Below are 16,074 nucleotides of genomic sequence, written 5' to 3'. Positions count from 1 at the left end.
ACGGGCCGCGTCGTGTGCGACCCGTCGTACGAGTAGGAGGCAGTCACTTGGATGCCGGCACCACCCTGCTCGGCTCGCTGCTGGCGGCCACGGGCGTGCTGGGGGCGGCCGTGGTGGCGTATCTGGGCAAGCGCGGCGAGAACGCCCTCAGCGGCTACTCCAGCCTGACCGAGAAGCTGCAGTCCGAGCGGGACCGCCTCGAACGGCAGGTCGCCGAACGGGACACGCGCATCACCGAGTTGGCCACCCTGCACGCCGCCGACCAGTCCGAGATCGCGCGGCTCAGGATCGACATCGACCGGCTCGGAGGTGCGCGGTGAGGTCCCGTTTCGAGCGGCTGCTCGCGTCGCGCTGGCGCAGCGTCTTCCTCGTCTGCGTGCTGATCGCCCTCTCCGGCGTCGCCGTGATCCTGTGGGCCCGCATCGACGCCGGGGACCGCCGCGCCGACCAGATGCAGACCGAGGCCGACCGCCGGGGCCGGGCCGTGTCGACGCTGGCGCGGGACGTGCGCGCGCTGCGGGCCCAGGTGCGGGCCCACGGCGGTACCCCGGCGGCCCCCGACCCCTCCGACGCGGTCGACGACCTCTTCGACCGGATCCGGGTGCCGGCCGCGGTGCCCGGCGAGCGGGGCGCGAAGGGCGAGAAGGGGGACCGGGGCGCGGGCGGGACGCCCGGCGCCGCCGGTGGCCAGGGGCCGAGCGGCGCACCCGGCCCCTCCGGGCCGACGGGGCCGGAGGGGCCGGAGGGCTCGCCGGGTCCGACCGGTCCGACCGGCGACCCGGGCCCCGCGGGAACCGACGGCGCCACCGGTCCGGCCGGTCCCGCGGGCGGCGGGGGCGGTCAAGGAGCCCCGGGCGCCCAGGGGCCCCAAGGAGAGCAGGGCGAGCCCGGGCCGCGCGGTCGGCCGGGCCCCGACTGTCCCGATGGCTACTCCCTCCAGACCCCCGCGAACGACCCCGACGCCCTGGTCTGCCGCAGGGCCGGCACCGTCGCACCGGCACCGAGTCCAGGGCCCGCGGCGCTGCTTCCGGTCCTGCCGGTCCTGCGTCGGCGGATGCGGCGCACGAGACGCGGTCATCGACGGGGCGGCGGAGAAGGGCGGGCCGGCCGTGCGTCGGGGCGTCCTCGGAGACGCCGGTCCTCGCGAACACCGGCCCGGCACCGGTGACTTGACGGGATCGGCATCGGTGCCCTGAGCGGCCGCCGCGGGCAACCGTCGTGAAGCGGACAGACATTGCTCCACCGACCACGCGGACGGACGCTGCTCCACCGACCTCGCTCCACCGACCCCGCGCCACGGACCTCGAGGGCGGCCATCGCCCCATGGACCACGCGAGCGACAGCCACTAACGTCCCCTGGGTGCCCGACGACGTACGAGCACGACAGCGAGTGGGGGCCGGGCTCGGTGTGCTGCTGGCGCTGGTTCTCGGAGCCGTGCTGCTCAGCGCCCTCCCGGACGACGACGGACCGGAGGGCGGGGCCGGGTGCGCGGCGCGGGCGATCCGGTCCTGGTCGGCCGACTCGGGACTGACCGGGGAGTTCGCCCGGTACGGCGACGACGCGAGCCGCAGTGACGACTGGACCGGGGGCGACGGCACGCACTCGGTGCGGCTGCCGGACGGGCGGCTGCTGTGGCTGTTCTCGGACACGTATCTGGGCCAGGTGCACGGGCCGCCCAACCCGGTCGGCGAGTCGTACGCGTGGCGGGACACGAGCGCCCCGCTGGTGCGCAACTCGGCCGTCGTGATGGACGGCGAGGGCCGGCTGGAGAGGACGCTGCCCGCTCCGCTCTTCGCCGATCCCGCGCCGGACCAGTGGCGTTGGCCGGTGGCCGCCCGGGTCGAGCCGCGTTCCCCCGGTTCCGCGGAGTCGGTCGTCCGGGTGCTGCTGTGGGTGCGGACGGCCGGGCAGTCGCCGTGGATCTACGGGGTGCCCACCGCCACCGAGGTCGCCACGCTCTCGCTGCCCGACCTGCGCGTCGAGTCGGTCGTGAAGGTGCTGGACCAGTCGCTGGTGCCCGATCCCTCCCAACGGGTGCTGTTCGGCACGACGTTGGTCGAGGAGGACGGCTGGACGTACGTGTTCGGCGGCGACGACGGACAGGCCGCGTCCCGGCCGGCCTCCTCCGCGTACGTGGCGCGGGTGCCGGAGGGACGGCTCGGCGAGCCGGGCGCCTGGAAGTACTGGAACGGCTCGGGATGGGGCGGCGCACCGCGGCCGGTGCGCGGGGCCAAGGTCGGCAGCGCGTTCTCGGTGGTGCGGACGGAGGGGACGTACGTGCTGTTCACGATGGCCGCGGGTGCCGCGGGGCTGACCACCGTGACGTCCTACTGGGCCTGTTCCCCCACCGGGCCCTGGCACGGCCCGACGAAGGACTTCAGCCCCGCGCTGCCGCACGGCGGCGTGGCCGCGTACAACCCGCAGGCGCATCCCGAACTCAGCGACGGCGGGCGGCTGGTGCTGAGCTACGACGTCAACTGGTTGGAGACGGTGGGGGCTTCGGCGAGCATCAACGCGAACGTGACCCTGTACCGACCGCGGTTCGTGACGCTGCGGCTGACGGAGCCGGGGTGACCTCCTCCTGCGGGTCGTGCGAGCGGCGCTTGGCGATCACCGCGCAGACCATCAACTGCATCTGGTGGAAGAGCATCAGCGGCAGCACCGCCAGGGAGGCGTGCGCGCCGAACAGGACGCTGGCCATGGGCAGTCCGGAGGCCAGGGACTTCTTGGAGCCGGCGAACTGGATGGCGATCCGGTCCTCGCGGTTGAAGCGCAGCGCCTTGCCGCCGTACCAGGTCAGGGTGAGCATCACGGCGAGCAGCACGGCCTCGACGACGAGGAGGCCGCCGAGCCGGATCGCGCTCACCTGGTGCCAGATGCCCTGGACCATGCCCTCGCTGAACGCGGTGTAGACGACCAGCAGGATCGAGCCGCGGTCGACCAGGCCGAGGACCTTCTTGTGCCGGGCGACGAAGTCGCCGATCCAGCGGCGCAGCACCTGTCCGGCGAGGAACGGCACGAGCAGTTGCAGCACGATCTCGACGAGCGAGTCGGCCGAGAACCCGCCGGCGCTGCTGCCGAGCAGGGCGGCCGCCAGCAGCGGGGTGACGACGATGCCGACGAGGGAGGAGAAGGAACCCGCGCAGATCGCGGCGGGCACGTTGCCGCGGGCCATCGACGTGAAGGCGATGGAGGACTGGATGGTCGAGGGGACCAGGGTGAGGAAGAGTAGGCCCTGGTAGAGGGGGTGGGTCAGCAGCACCGGGACGAGTCCGCGGGCGGCCAGGCCGAGCAGCGGGAAGACGAGGAACGTACAGGCCAGGACCGTGACATGGAGCCGCCAGTGGCGCAGTCCGTCCATCGCCTCGCGGGTGGACAGGCGGGCGCCGTAGAGGAAGAAGAGGAAGGCGATCGCCGCCGTGGAGGCGCCGGAGGCCACGTCCGCCCCGGTCCCGCGGGCCGGCAACAGGGCGGCGAGACCCACCGTCCCGAGCAACACCAGGATGTACGGGTCGATCGGCATCCAACTCGGCCATTGCAGGCGTTTCACGGTGCTCCACTTGCTCGTTGCGTGCGCATTGCCGTCGGCGGGACGGGGACGTTCCAGGGTCGTTCCGGGGACGAGGAGTCCCCCGCCCATCGTCCTCCTCCGGACCTTGATCGGGAATCCGTCATACCGCTCTGACTGTCATCACGTTTTGCGATAACGAGCTACTCTGTTCCCTGTGTACGACCCCTCTCACCTGCGCACCTTCCTGGCGGTCGCCCAGACCCTGAGCTTCACGCAGGCCGCCCGGCGGCTCGGGCTGCGCCAGTCCACCGTGAGCCAGCACGTGCGGCGCCTGGAGGAGGTGACCGGGCGGCAGTTGTTCACCCGGGACACGCACTCCGTGGAGCTGACGGAGGACGGCGAGGCGATGCTCGGGTTCGCGCGCCGGATCCTGGAGGTGCACGAGCAGGCGACGTCGTTCTTCACGGGTACCCGGCTGCGCGGCCGCCTGCGCTTCGGCGCCTCCGAGGACTTCGTGCTGACCCGGCTGCCGGAGATCCTGGAGGGCTTCCGGCACGACCACCCCGAGGTCGACCTGGAGCTGACGGTGGAGCTGTCGGGCACGCTGCACGAGCAACTGGCCGCCGGAAAGCTGGACCTGGTGCTCGCCAAGCGGCGCCCGGAGGATCCGCGGGGCGAACTGGTCTGGCACGACGAGCTGGTGTGGATCGGCGCGGAGCGACTGCGCCTGGACCCGGACCGCCCGGTACCGCTGATCGTCTACCCGCCGCCCGGCATCACCCGCGCCCTGGCCCTGGAGTCCCTGGAACGCCAGGGCCGCTCCTGGCGCATCGCCTGCACCAGCGGCAGCCTCAACGGCCTCATCGCCGCCGCCCGCGCCGGCCTCGGCGTCATGGCCCACTCCCGCGGCCTGGTCCCGCCGGGCCTGGTCCGCGTCCCCGACCGTTTCGCCCTGCCCGAACTCGGCCGCGTCGACTTCGTCCTGGTCCACGGCCACCGCCGTACGTCCGCGTCGGGCCCGGCGGAGGCTCTGGCGCAGTCGATCCTGGGCGGCGGGGACCGGCTGCACCGGCGTTAGCCTCCGGCGGGTCGGCGGACGTCAACTCCCGACCGGCGCACGGACGTCGGCTCGCTTCCGGCCCGCGGACATCACGTCCTGACGCTCCCGCCCCGCGCACGGACACGCACTCGCGTCCGGCCCGCGGATGTCAGCTCCTGGAGCTCCCGGCCCGATCGCGGACGTCGCCGAGCCGGCCCCCGGGCGGGACGCGCTCAGCAGGTCGGGGTGCCTGCCCCGCGCGCCGACGGCACATCGCGCCGCCCCGCGGAGCGCTACCGCACCGGCTTCGGATACGTCAGCTGTTTGATCCGGCGCAGATACGGCGTCGCCTCCACGTGCTGGAGTCCCGGCAGGCGGCCGAGCGGGCCGCTGATGTAGGCGTAGAGGTCCGCCGTGGTCCGCACGACCACCGAGGCGATCAGATTGCTGGGGCCGGCCGTGGCGGCCGCGTGGGCGATGGGGTCGTGGGTGGCGAGGGCCTCGCCGACGGAGTGGAGGGCGGCCGGGGTGGTGGTCAGCCACAGGACCGCGGAGACCGGGTAACCGAGGGCCTCGGGGCGGATCTCGACGTCGATGTAGATCGCGCCGGAGGCGAGCAGGGTGGCCAGGCGGCGTTTGACGGCGGACTCGGAGCGGCCGGTGGCGCGCTGGAGTTCGGGGTAGGTGGCGCGGCCGTCGCGCTCCAGGACGGCGAGCAGCGGCTCGTCCTCCGGGTCGATGCGGGCCGGTCCGGGGTCGGGCAGTCGCTCGGGGCGCAGGGCCGCCCGCTCCTCCTCGGTGAGCGCCTCGAAATTGCGCAGCCAGCCCACCGGGCCGCCGTGGAAGCGGTGCAGCAGCTGGTGGGCGCGGATCTCCATCAGCCGCGGGGTGCGCGGCAGCTTGCCCAGGAGCAGGTCGTCCCGGTCGCCGGCGCTGCGCGGCCGGGTGCCGCAGATGATCTCGGTGCCGCCGGAGGCGATCGCGATCCAGCTGGTGTCGGGCCGTTTGGCGAGCGCGTCCGCGATGGCCAGGGCGCTGTCGGGGACGCAGCGCAGGCGCAGCGTCCAGTCGTCCTGCCCCAGCGCCACCCCGTCCCGGACGGCCACGATCCGCAGCCCGACCTCGGCGCGGAGCCGGCGGTAGCGGCGGGCGACGGTCTGGTCGGAGACACCGAGCACCGCGCCGATCCGGCTGAAGGACGCCCGGGCGTCGGCCTCCAGGGCGCTGAGCACCCGCAGATCGAGCTCGTCAAGGGTGTGGGATTCCATCTGCATACCGGTTGCTCCCGTCGGATTCCGTCGCCCGGCCACCGGTTACCGCTCCGATCGACCGCGCACTCCTCATCGTACGAACCGATACGCATCCGTCGAACAGGGAGTTGAGGACATGCGCACATGGGGGCCGCTCACGGCGGTGTGCCTGGGCACGTTCATGTTGTTGCTGGACGTCACGATCGCGGTGGTCGCGCTGCCGGACATGGCGCGGTCGCTGCACGCGTCATTGAGCGATCTGCAGTGGGTGATGGACGGGTACGCGCTGGCGCTGGCCGCGCTGCTGCTCGGGGTGGGGGCCGCGGCCGACATCCTGGGCCGGCGGCGGGTGCATGCCGTGGGCGTGGTGGTGTTCGCGGCGGCTTCGCTGCTGTGCGGGCTCGCGACCGGGCCGGGGATGCTGGTCGCCGCGCGCGGGGTGCAGGGGCTGGGGGCCGCGGCGATGTTCGCGACGACGCTGCCGCTGCTCGGCTCGATCTACCAGGGGCGGCAGCGCTCGGTGGCGCTCGGCGTGTGGGGCGCGGTCAGCGGGGCCGCGGCCGCCGTGGGACCGGTGCTCGGCGGACTGCTGACCGCAGGACCCGGCTGGCGGTGGATCTTCTACGTCAATCTGCCGGTGAGCGTGATCGCGGTGTGGCTGACCCTTCGGGTGGTGCCGGAGTCGCACGGCTCGCGCGAGCGGAAGGTCGACTGGGCGGGCACGGTGACGTTCGCCGCCTTCGCCGCCGCGCTGACGTACGGGGCGGTGCGCGCCGGACAGCAGGGCTGGAGCGAGCCGGGCACCCTGCTCACCTTCGGGGCCGGCGCGGTGGCGCTGGCCGGCTTCCTCGCCGTCGAACTGCGCGGCGCCGACCCGCTGTTGGACCCGCGGCTGTTCCTGAAGCCGGCGTTCTCGGGCGTCATGGTGGGCGCGCTCGCCTTCAACGCGGCGGCGTTCAGTCTGCTGGCGTACGACTCGATCTGGCTGCAGACGCTGCTCGGGATGAGTCCGGTGCGCGGCGGGCTCGTCTTCCTGTGGCTGTCGCTGGCGTCGTTCGTGGTGGCGGCGGCCGGCGGGCGGCTGCTGCACGGGGTGCCGGCCCGGTTCACCGTCGGGGGCGGGCTGCTCGTGATCGGTGCGGGGCAGTTCTGCATGGCGTTCCTGGGCGTGGGCTCGACGGCGTCCGCGCTGGTGCCGGGTCTGGTCCTCGTGGGTATCGGTACGGGTCTGGTGGCGCCCGGGATCGCGGGCGCGGCGCTGGCCGCCGTACCGCAGGAGCGGGCGGGCATGGCGGGCGGCGCGGTCAACACCTTCCGGCAGCTGGGGTACGCGCTCGGCATCGCCGGGTACGGCACCGTGCTGACCTCCCGTATGCAGGACACGCTGCCGCACGACGCGGCCCACGCGCTGGCGGGCGGCGCGGCCGGGGCGCTGCGCGGTGCCTTCTCCGAGCACGCGCTGCGCACGGCGTTCGCCTCGGGGCTGAACACGGCGGCGGTGCTCGCGGGAGTGACGGCGACGGTGGCGGGCGTACTGGTCCTGACCTTGGTCAAAGCCCCTCGCACGGTCGCGCGCGAGGCGGTCGGGACCCGCGTGGAGCAGCCCCTGTGACCCGGCTGGGAGCCCCGTAGCCGGGTCGTACAGATTCGGTGGAGATTACGGTGCCGAAACTTACTCAACCGTCAGCTTTGTGTCCGACCCTTCCGCATGTGGGCGCATTTTCCGGCGGTGACCTGCCAGTACCTGAACACTGCTCGGCTTCCGACCCCCTCCCGCCCTGTCGCCGGGTGGGGTAGCTTTCACGGCGCTGCGGAGCGTCACCAGAGGCGGGGAGCGGGGTTTGCGCGAGTTCACCAATCCTCCGTTGGCGTCGGCACCGCCGGTGGGCGGTCTGGCCGATGTCGTCTTCGAACGTGCCCAGGAAGACCCGCTGCACATCGCCCTCGGTCGCAAGGACGAAGCAGGTCAGTGGCGTGACGTGACCTCCGCCGAGTTCCGGGACGAGGTACTGGCTCTCGCCAAGGGGCTGCTCGCCCAGGGCATCCGGTTCGGCGACCGCGTCGCGATCATGTCCCGTACCCGCTACGAGTGGACCCTGTTCGACTACGCACTGTGGACGATCGGTGCCCAAGTGGTGCCCATCTATCCGACGTCCTCCGCCGAGCAGTGTTTCTGGATGCTCTACGACGCCGAGTGCACGGCCGCGATCGTGGAGCACGAGGACCACGCGATGACCATCGCCACCGTCATCGGCCGGCTGCCGCAGCTGCACCAGCTGTGGCAGCTGGACTCGGGCGCGGTGCAGGAGCTGTACGACGCGGGTGCCGCCATCGACGACGAGGTGGTGCACCGGCACAGACAGGCGGTCACCCCGGACTCGACCGCGACGATCATCTACACCTCGGGCACGACCGGCCGCCCCAAGGGCTGTGTGATCACGCACGGCAGCTTCATGTGGGAGGCCGACACCGTCATCGAGGGCTGGGAGCCGGTGTTCCACTCGAAGCGGGGCGACGAGGCGGCGACCCTGCTGTTCCTGCCGCTCGCGCATGTCTTCGGGCGGATGGTGGAGGTCGCGGCGATCCGCGGCGGGGTCCGCTTCGGGCACCAGCCGCAGCTGAACGCCGCCGCGCTGCTGCCGGATCTGCAGGCGTTCAAGCCCACCTTCATCCTCGCGGTGCCCTACATCTTCGAGAAGGTCTTCAACGCCTCCCGCCGCAAGGCCGAGAAGGAGGGCAAGGCCGGTCCGTTCGAGAAGGCCGTCGAGGTCGCGGTGAAGTACGCGGACGCGGTGGAGGCGAAGGCCTGGGGCATCGGACCCGGCCCGTCGGCCGGACTGCGCATGCAGCACCAGCTCTTCGACAAACTCGTCTATTCCAAGGTTCGAGCGGCCATGGGTGGCCGTATCCGCAATGCCATGTCCGGCGGGTCGGCCATGGACCGACGGCTCGGACTCTTCTTCGCGGGCGCCGGGGTGCAGATCTACGAGGGGTACGGGCTCACCGAGACGACGGCCGCCGCGACCGCCAACCCGCCCGACCGCACCCGCTACGGCACCGTCGGCCAGCCCATCCCGGGTGTCACCGTGCACATCGCGGACGACAGCGAGATCTGGCTGCACGGCCCGAACGTCTTCCAGGCCTACCTCAACAACCAGAAGGCCACCGACGAGACCCTGCACGACGGTTGGCTCGCCACCGGCGACCTCGGCGCGCTCGACGAGGACGGCTACCTCACCATCACCGGCCGCAAGAAGGAGATCCTGGTGACCTCCGGCGGCAAGAGCGTCTCGCCGGGGCTGCTGGAGGAGCGCGTCCGCGACCATCCCCTGGTCAACCAGTGCATCGTCGTCGGCAACGACCGCCCGTACATCGCGGCCCTGGTCACCCTCGACCAGGAGGCCGTCGAGCACTGGCTGACGATGCGCGGCAAACCGCAGATGGCCCCCGCCGAGCTGGTGCGCGACAACGACCTGGAGACGGAGGTGCGGCGCGCGGTGGTGGCCGCCAACACCCTCGTCTCCCAGGCCGAGTCGATCCGTACGTTCCGCATACTGGCGCAGCCGTTCACCGAGGAACACGGCCTGCTGACACCGTCGTTGAAGCTGAAGCGCAAGGCCATCGAGAACGCGTACGCCAACGAGGTCGACGCGCTCTACCAGGCCTGACGCTCCGCCGGCTGACGCACCGTCGATCAACGGCCCGTCAGCCGGCGCTCGCTCAGCTGATGTTCACGCGGAAGATCTTGTCCGCCCCGTCCGCCGCACCTCCGTTGTTGTCGCAGTTGGTGGTCGACAGCCACAACTGGTCGGCGCCCGGCACCTTGGTGACCGTGCGCAGCCGCCCGTAGGTCCCCACGTAGTACGCGGTCGGCGTGCCGACGCTCTCGTTGTCGCCGTTGATCGGGATGCGCCACAGCCGCTCGCCGCGCAGGGACGCCATGTAGACGACGTTGCGGACGATGGCGATGCCGCTCGGGGAGGCCTCGTTGACGTTCCAGGTGGCCTTGGGGTTGGTCATGCCCGCGACGCTGCACGTCCCTTCGCAGGTGGGCCAGCCGTAGTTGGCGCCGGGCTTGATCAGGTTCAGCTCGTCCTTGGAGCTGTTGCCGAACTCCGCCTCCCACAGCCGGCCGTTGCGGTCGAAGGCGAGGCCCTGCGGGTTGCGGTGGCCCAGGCTGTAGACGTAGTTGCCGAACGGGTTGCCCGGGGCCGCCTTGCCGTCCGTCGTCATGCGCAGGATCTTGCCGTTGAGGGAGTTCTTGTCCTGCGCGAGATCGGGTGTCTGGGCCTCGCCGGTGGAGACGTAGAGGTAGCCGTCGGGGCCGAAGGCGACGCGGCCGCCGTTGTGGTAGCGGTTCTTCTTGATGCCCTGGAGCAGGATCTTGTAGCCGGTCAGGTTCGTGCCGTCGTACGTCATGCGGACGACCCGGTTGCCCTCGGACGCGGTGTGCATGAAGTAGACGTAGTGGTTGGTCTCCCACTTGGGGTCGACGGCGACGCCGAGCAGTCCGCCCTCGCCGTTCGTGGTCACCGCCTCGGGCACGGTCCCGACCTGTGTCCGGGCGCCGTCCTTGGTGACCTTCCAGACCCGGAAGTCGTCCCGCTCGGTGACCAGCGCGGTCGTCCCGTCGGGCATCCAGTAGGTGCCCCACGGGATGGTCCAGCCGGTGGAGAGCGACGCGACCGAGGAGGGCACCCCGCCGTCCGTCGCGCAGGCCTTCGTGGTGAAGGTGACGGTGTTGCTCGCCGCGGACACGTTGCCGGCCGCGTCCCGGGCGACGACGTTCAGGCTGTACGGGCTGTTGCAGGCGAGCCCGGTCAGCGTGGTCGTCGTACCGCCGGTGACGGTCTTGTAGACCGTGGTGTCGCTGCGGACGTCGTACGCGACGACCGCGCGGTCGTCCGTCGAGGCGCCCCAGCCGAGCGCGGCGCTGTTCGCCGTGATGTCGGTCGCGGACAGCGTGCCGGGCTTGGTGGGCGGGGTGGTGTCGGAGCTGGGCGCGGTGGTGCAGTCGACGACCGGACTGGCCGCAGACGTGTTCCCGGCCGCGTCGCGGGCGATGACCGTCAGGTTGTAGGTGGTGTTCGGCGTGAGTCCGGTCAGCGCCTTCGACGTCGAACTCCCGGGCGCCTCCCCGATCTTGTTGCCGTGCTCGTAGAGGTCGTACGCCGTGACGGCCACGTTGTCGGTGGCCGCGCCCCACGCCAGGGTGAGCCCGTCCTCGCCGACGTCCGAGCAACTGGGCTGCCCGGGACGGGTCGGGGCCTGGGTGTCGGCCGCGGCGGCGAGGCTGACGCGGTCGAGGTTGGGACCGCCGTTGTCCGTGGTGGCGGTGGCGCGGATCTTGTTGGCGCCCGCGGTCAGCGGGACGTTGAGGGTCTTGGTGGTCCAGGTGTTCCAGTCGGCGGTGGCCGGGAAGGAGACGGCGGACTGCACGACCGTGCCGTTGACGGAGATGTCCATCGGCCGGTCGACGGTGGTGCCGTTGGCGAAGCGGAGGGTGAGCGCGGAGCTGCCGGCGGCGGTCGCGCTCACCGTGAACTCCACATAGGAGCCTTTGATGTTGGTGTAGTCGACGAAGCCGGTGCCTGTGTAGCCGGTGTGGTTGGTGGCGACCGTGCCCTGCGAGATGGCCGCGTCCTCGGCCTGGTAGTCGGTGGCCGCGTTCGCGGTGCCCTGGCTCAGGCCGACGAGGGGCACGGCGAGGGCGAAGGAGAGGGCCAGCGGAACGGCCCGGGCGAGAACTCTGTCGCGTTTCATGATTGTCCCCTCAGTACCCTCAGCTCGCTGTTGACCGGGTTCACACGGATCAGCCGTGTTTCACCCGGCCGCAGCGTCGCGCTGTATGAATCGGCGATCACGCCCTTGTGGGAGCCGGACCAGAGGTCGGTGACATCACCGGAGCCGGTGAATCCCACCTGCGACCAGTTCACGGAGACCGTCGAGTTGCCGGACGTCCCGGTGTTGAACAGCGCGACCACGTAGGCACCGCTGTTCTCCCGTTTGCTGAAGACCTGCTTGACACCACTGTTCACAACCCGTTTCGCGGCCACCCCGTCCTGGTCGACCCCGATCAGCCGGTCGTTGGTCAGCATCGCCTTGTCGACGGCGTCCAGCTTCGTGAGGTCGGTGCCGAGCAGCAGCGGCGAGGCCGCCATCGCCCAGAGCGTGAAGTGCGAGCGGCGCTGGTCGGCGGTGAGGCCCACCTGATCGCCGTTCCCGAGCTCCAGCGAGTCGAGGTCGTTCCAGCCGCCCGGACCGGCGTACGGCTGCCAGGAGGCGGCCGAGTTGAAACGGGCGGACACGTGGGACCAGTCGGTCAGCGGATAGCCGCTGCCGTTGGAACCGGGCCCGCAGTAGCACTCGACGTCGCCCTGGGTGCGCCAACTGTTCGCGAGCTGCCGCCAGGTGGCCCCGTCGGCGATCGGAAGGTTGTTGGACAGCGCGAAGTTGATGGGCCGTCCGCTCGCCCGCAGCGCCTTGTCCCAGGCCTGGACGTCCGGGATGTCGGCACTGCCCACGCCGTCGATCTTCAGGTAGTCGACCCCCCAGGAGGCGAACTGCTTCGCCCACGAGTTCACGAACTCCTGCGCGCCCGGCTTCCCGTAGTCGATGTAGTACATGTTCTTGCAGTTGTAGTTCTTCTCCGTCCTCGACGTGTCCGCGATGTCCTTCGCGTGGTACGAGGTCCCCTCGATCGGTGTGTTGGCGGTGACCGCGTTCTTGGCGATGCCCGGGGTGACGTAGAAGCCGAACTTCAGCCCCTTGCCGTGGATGTAGTCGGCCAACGCCTTGATGCCGGACGGGAATTTGGCGGTGTCGACGGTCCAGCGGCCGTAGGAGTCCACGGTGAATCCGTTGGAGTCGCACTTCTGCCAGAAGTCGTCGAGGTTGACGTACACGAAGCCGTGGTCCTTGAGGCCGCTCGCCACGATCGCGTCCGCCTGCGCCTTGATCTTCGCCTCGGTGGGCGTGCGGCGCACGAAGCTCCAGCTGCTCCAGCCCATCGCGGGGCGCAGGGACTGGCCGTTGTCCGACATCGGCCCGAAGGCCGCCGGGGTGGCGTACGCCGCGCCGATCCAGGCCTCGTCGATCCGCAGTCGCTTGTAGCGGGTGGTGTCGGTGGACTCGGCCCAGGTGGTGTCGACCTCCAGGCGTACGTACCGGGCGTTCGCGGCGGTGAGGTCGATGCCCTGGATGCCCCGGCGGCTGGGGAGTCGGCCGGTCTTGACCGCGCTCCCCCAGGTGGTCCCGTCGTCGCTCAGGAACACCTTGTAGTCCTTGATGCGGGCGGACTGTTCGGTGGCGGAGCGGGCGTAGGCGACGGAGTCCTCGCGCTGGTTGAGCCCGAGGTACTGCACCTTCCTGGCCGCCCCGAGGTCGAAGGTGAGGTTGACGGGCAGGGTCTTGTCGTTGTCCCAGTAGGTGAGGTAGCTGCCGTCCCCGGCGGCCGTCGCCGCATGCCCGCTCGCCGAGGCGCTCGCGCTCACCTTGACCCCGCCGAGGATGCCCTGCCGGCCGGCGGTCGTGACCTTGAAGACGGTGTCGTACGGGTCCCAGGAGCCGAGGCCGGTCAGGGTGAGCACACCGCCGGACTGCGACCACGAAACGGCCGCTCCCGTACGGAGGTTGGTGACGGAGGCGATGCGGTAGCCGTTGTCACGGATGCGCAGAGTGCTGGTGGACGGCGGGGTCAGGACGTGGACGTACTCCAGGTCCGGGTCCGTCCTGCTGACCGTCGTCACGCCGTGCGCGCCGTCGTTCCAGAAGCCGGGTTTGAGGCCGCCGTACATGTACCCGCCGCCCTCGGTGCCGTGCAACGACTCCCGGATCGGGTCGAGATAGGAGTCGGCGAAGGTGTTGAAGGCGGCCTGGTTGGCCGGGAACCTGCCGTTGACCTGGGCGGTCTCGGCCATCAGCGCCTTCACGGACGAGCCCGCGTTGGTGACCAGACGGCCGAGGGTGAGCTTCTTGTCGACGGCCGGATCGGAGCCGTCGTACCACCAGGCGCCGGACGAGGGCAGCTTGAAGTCGGCCTCGGTCAGGCGGGGTTGGGCGGTGTAGACGGCCTGCGGGTAGTCGTAGGCCGGGGTCATCCCCGTCTTCTGCTCATTGCTGATCATGTCCATGATCGGCGTGTCTTCGTTGTTGTTGCTGATCGTGTAGTTCGGGCGCTTGTCGTAGATCTGCCGGTAGAGGTCGTGGCTCTCCCAGTACGCGTTGTCGTTGTCGATCCAGAAGCCGCCGAGGTCGGGGTAGCGGTTCATGACCTCGAAGAAGTTGTCGTAGCTGAACCGCCCGAAGCCGTCACGGGTGGTCAGGTCGACGTTCTCGCCCTTGTAGGCGGAGTAGGCGGCCGAGTCGAGCCATTCGTGGCCGCCCTCGTCGTGCCACTGGGGGTCGTCGGTCATGTAGAGGACGACCTTCATCCCCTTGGCCTTGGCGGCGGTGATCAGTTCGCCGAGGAAGTCCCGCTTGGTGGCGCAGGAGCCCGGGATCTTCGAGGGCCAGGGGCGGGCGTAGCCGAGGCGGCTGTGGAAGGTGGCGAGGACGAGGTACTGGGTGTGCAGCTTCCGCGCCTCGTTCACCCAGTAGTCGGGCGTCCAGCCGCCGCCCGTGACATCGCTCTCCCACCCGGTGCAACTGGTGTGGGCGGGGGCGGTGCGCAGACCCCAGTGCAGGAAGAGGCCGCCGACGGAGGAGCGGAGGAAGTCCTGGCGGGGGTTCTCGAGGTCGAGCGGGCGGGCGCTCGCGGGCGCGCAGTTCTCGGTGGAGCCGGTGCTGGACACGCGCGGCGAGCCGGCGCCGCTCACGCAGTAGCCGTTCACGTCCTGGAAGCCGAGGTCGTAGGGCGAGTTGCTGCCCCGCTGGGCGGTGAAGCCGGTGAAGCGGAGGCCGCTCGCCGCGTTGGCGATGACGGCGGGACGGCCGTCGTTCGCCGCGAACTTCACGGAGCTGTCGGTGAATCGGATGTCGTCGGCGTTGTGCAGGTACCAGCCGTAGGCCGGCCGGGTGCCGATGGCCTTGGGGTTGTAGTCGTTCGGGTCGTTGCCCGGCACGCCGGTGGACATGGTGCCGTTGCCGCCGGGGACGGTGATGTCGACGTTGGTGAACGTGACGCCGTGGATCCGGTGGCCGGTCTCGCCCCACAGAGTCGGGCTGAACGACGGGGAGTTGCCGGTCGCGGTGATGTTGTCGTAGGTGATGTCGCTGATGGAGCCGATGCCGGGGCTGTTCCCGCACCGCTTCCGGGTGCCGATCTTCTGCATGATCGGTGAGTGGACGCCGGTCATGGTGATGTCGCGGTAGTGGACGTCGGAGATCTTCGCGCCGTCCATCGAGACCATGCCGAGGCCCGACTTGTCGGCGCCCTCGATGCGGATCTTCTCGAACTGGTAGTCCGAGAAGTCGCCGCAGGTCTCGGAGCCGAACATCAGGGCGTTGCAGCACCTGGCCGAGAGATACGAATCGCTCACCCGGACATGGCCGTTGGGGAGCTTGGCGCCGAGGGCGTAGTCGCTCTTGAAGACCAGGGCGTCGTCGTTGGCCTTGATGTTGGCGTTCGTCACCGTGACGTTCGTCGTGGAGATGATGTTCCAGCCGTCGCGGTCGCTCGCGGTGTCGATGGTCAGCCGGTCCGAGGTGACGTCCCTGCAGCCGTTGACGAGGGCGGCGAAGTGGCCGCCCCGGCGCAGGGTGAGTCCGTCGCCGATCCGCAGCCCGTCGCACCGGGTCAGCGAGATGATCTTGTCGGCCTCGCCGGACTTGGGGTTGCCGGTGATCAGGTTGCCCATGCCGTCGATGACGCCTTCGCCGACGAAGCCGATGTCGGTCAGCCGGTCGCCGTAGATCATCGCGTTGTGGAAGTGGCTGTGCCCGTAGTCCTGGTAGTCGTCGTACGGGTTGGCCTCGGCCTTGTCGTAGGTGTCGGCGCTGGAGCCCTGGATCGTGGCGCCCCGGTCGACCTGGAGCGTCACATGGCTCTTCATGTGGATGGTGTTCTTGGACTTGTAGGCGCCGGCCGGGAAGCGGACCGTGCCGCCGCCGGTCGCCGAACTCGCCGCGTCGATGGCCTTGTTGATGGCCGGGGTGTCGTTGGCCGAGCCGTCGCCCTTGGCGCCGTAGTCGCGTACGTCGTAGGTGGCGGCGGGCTGTCGGAGGGTCGCGAGAGCGGTCGTGGGATGAGTGAGACCGAGGACGACGGCGAGGACCAGGAGGACGATCGTCGCCGCGCCACGGGTGCGGGGGGTGGGGGGTCGCATGTGACGGC

10 protein-coding genes are annotated in these 16,074 nt (G+C 70.8%); 6 read left to right on the top strand and 4 right to left on the bottom strand.

The window, feature by feature from the left end:
• Positions 1-47 precede the first annotated feature (47 nt).
• The 3 genes from ACIP6U_RS43690 to ACIP6U_RS43680 all read left to right on the top strand — a co-directional run bounded on the left by ACIP6U_RS43690 (position 48) and on the right by ACIP6U_RS43680 (position 2,575).
• Positions 48-320 (top strand): hypothetical protein, encoded by a 273-nt coding sequence (locus ACIP6U_RS43690; RefSeq protein WP_401728601.1) that lies wholly within the window; start codon positions 48-50, stop codon positions 318-320.
• Positions 317-1,168: a collagen-like protein gene (locus ACIP6U_RS43685; RefSeq protein ID WP_401728599.1), complete on the top strand. Its 852-nt coding sequence runs from the start codon at positions 317-319 to the stop codon at positions 1,166-1,168. Before ACIP6U_RS43690 ends, ACIP6U_RS43685 begins: the two co-directional genes overlap by 4 nt.
• 192 nt (positions 1,169-1,360) lie before the next feature.
• Positions 1,361-2,575: a DUF4185 domain-containing protein gene (locus ACIP6U_RS43680; protein WP_401728597.1), complete on the top strand. Its 1,215-nt coding sequence runs from the start codon at positions 1,361-1,363 to the stop codon at positions 2,573-2,575.
• On the opposite strand, the gene ACIP6U_RS43675 is transcribed toward ACIP6U_RS43680, so the two are convergent.
• Positions 2,511-3,524: a bile acid:sodium symporter family protein gene (locus tag ACIP6U_RS43675; RefSeq protein ID WP_401728731.1), complete on the bottom strand. Its 1,014-nt coding sequence runs from the start codon at positions 3,522-3,524 to the stop codon at positions 2,511-2,513. The genes ACIP6U_RS43680 and ACIP6U_RS43675 overlap by 65 nt on opposite strands.
• 202 nt (positions 3,525-3,726) lie before the next feature.
• On the opposite strand from ACIP6U_RS43675, the gene ACIP6U_RS43670 reads away from it, so the two are divergent.
• Positions 3,727-4,590, top strand: coding sequence for a LysR substrate-binding domain-containing protein (locus ACIP6U_RS43670; RefSeq protein WP_401728596.1), 864 nt, complete (start codon positions 3,727-3,729; stop codon positions 4,588-4,590).
• A 254-nt stretch (positions 4,591-4,844) separates the two neighbouring features.
• Here the strand turns inward: ACIP6U_RS43670 and ACIP6U_RS43665 are convergent, their stop codons facing one another.
• Positions 4,845-5,825: an Lrp/AsnC family transcriptional regulator gene (locus ACIP6U_RS43665; protein WP_401728594.1), complete on the bottom strand. Its 981-nt coding sequence runs from the start codon at positions 5,823-5,825 to the stop codon at positions 4,845-4,847.
• A gap of 112 nt (positions 5,826-5,937) precedes the next feature.
• Between ACIP6U_RS43665 and ACIP6U_RS43660 the strand changes: the two genes are divergently transcribed.
• Positions 5,938-7,413: an MFS transporter gene (locus ACIP6U_RS43660; protein ID WP_401728592.1), complete on the top strand. Its 1,476-nt coding sequence runs from the start codon at positions 5,938-5,940 to the stop codon at positions 7,411-7,413.
• Between the two features lie 229 nt (positions 7,414-7,642).
• A complete protein-coding gene (locus ACIP6U_RS43655) occupies positions 7,643-9,469 on the top strand; it encodes an AMP-dependent synthetase/ligase (protein ID WP_401728590.1) in 1,827 nt (608 codons plus the stop codon).
• Positions 9,470-9,521: 52 nt separating this feature from the next.
• Here ACIP6U_RS43655 and ACIP6U_RS43650 read toward each other — a convergent pair whose 3' ends face one another.
• Positions 9,522-11,564 carry a PQQ-dependent sugar dehydrogenase gene (locus ACIP6U_RS43650; RefSeq protein ID WP_401728588.1) on the bottom strand — a complete coding sequence of 681 codons (2,043 nt, stop codon included), beginning with the start codon at positions 11,562-11,564 and terminating at the stop codon, positions 9,522-9,524.
• Positions 11,561-16,066 carry a glycosyl hydrolase family 28 protein gene (locus ACIP6U_RS43645; protein ID WP_401728586.1) on the bottom strand — a complete coding sequence of 1,502 codons (4,506 nt, stop codon included), beginning with the start codon at positions 16,064-16,066 and terminating at the stop codon, positions 11,561-11,563. Before ACIP6U_RS43645 ends, ACIP6U_RS43650 begins: the two co-directional genes overlap by 4 nt.
• Positions 16,067-16,074: the final 8 nt, after the last annotated feature.

It is taken from the genome of Streptomyces sp. NPDC088794 (assembly GCF_044750545.1).
Taxonomy (GTDB): Bacteria; Actinomycetota; Actinomycetes; order Streptomycetales; family Streptomycetaceae; genus Streptomyces.
The sequence above is the reverse complement of the archived record's forward strand: the minus strand, read 5'-3'. Positions and strand labels throughout refer to the sequence as shown.

Bases quoted from the DNA above. Each gene is read 5' to 3' on its own strand.
- ACIP6U_RS43660 (WP_401728592.1), top strand. From the start codon at position 5,938: ATGCGCACATGGGGGCCGCTCACGGCGGTGTGCCTGGGCACGTTCATG.
- ACIP6U_RS43675 (WP_401728731.1), bottom strand. From the start codon at position 3,524: ATGCCGATCGACCCGTACATCCTGGTGTTGCTCGGGACGGTGGGTCTC.
- ACIP6U_RS43665 (WP_401728594.1), bottom strand. From the start codon at position 5,825: ATGCAGATGGAATCCCACACCCTTGACGAGCTCGATCTGCGGGTGCTC.
- ACIP6U_RS43650 (WP_401728588.1), bottom strand. From the start codon at position 11,564: ATGAAACGCGACAGAGTTCTCGCCCGGGCCGTTCCGCTGGCCCTCTCC.
- ACIP6U_RS43645 (WP_401728586.1), bottom strand. From the start codon at position 16,066: ATGCGACCCCCCACCCCCCGCACCCGTGGCGCGGCGACGATCGTCCTC.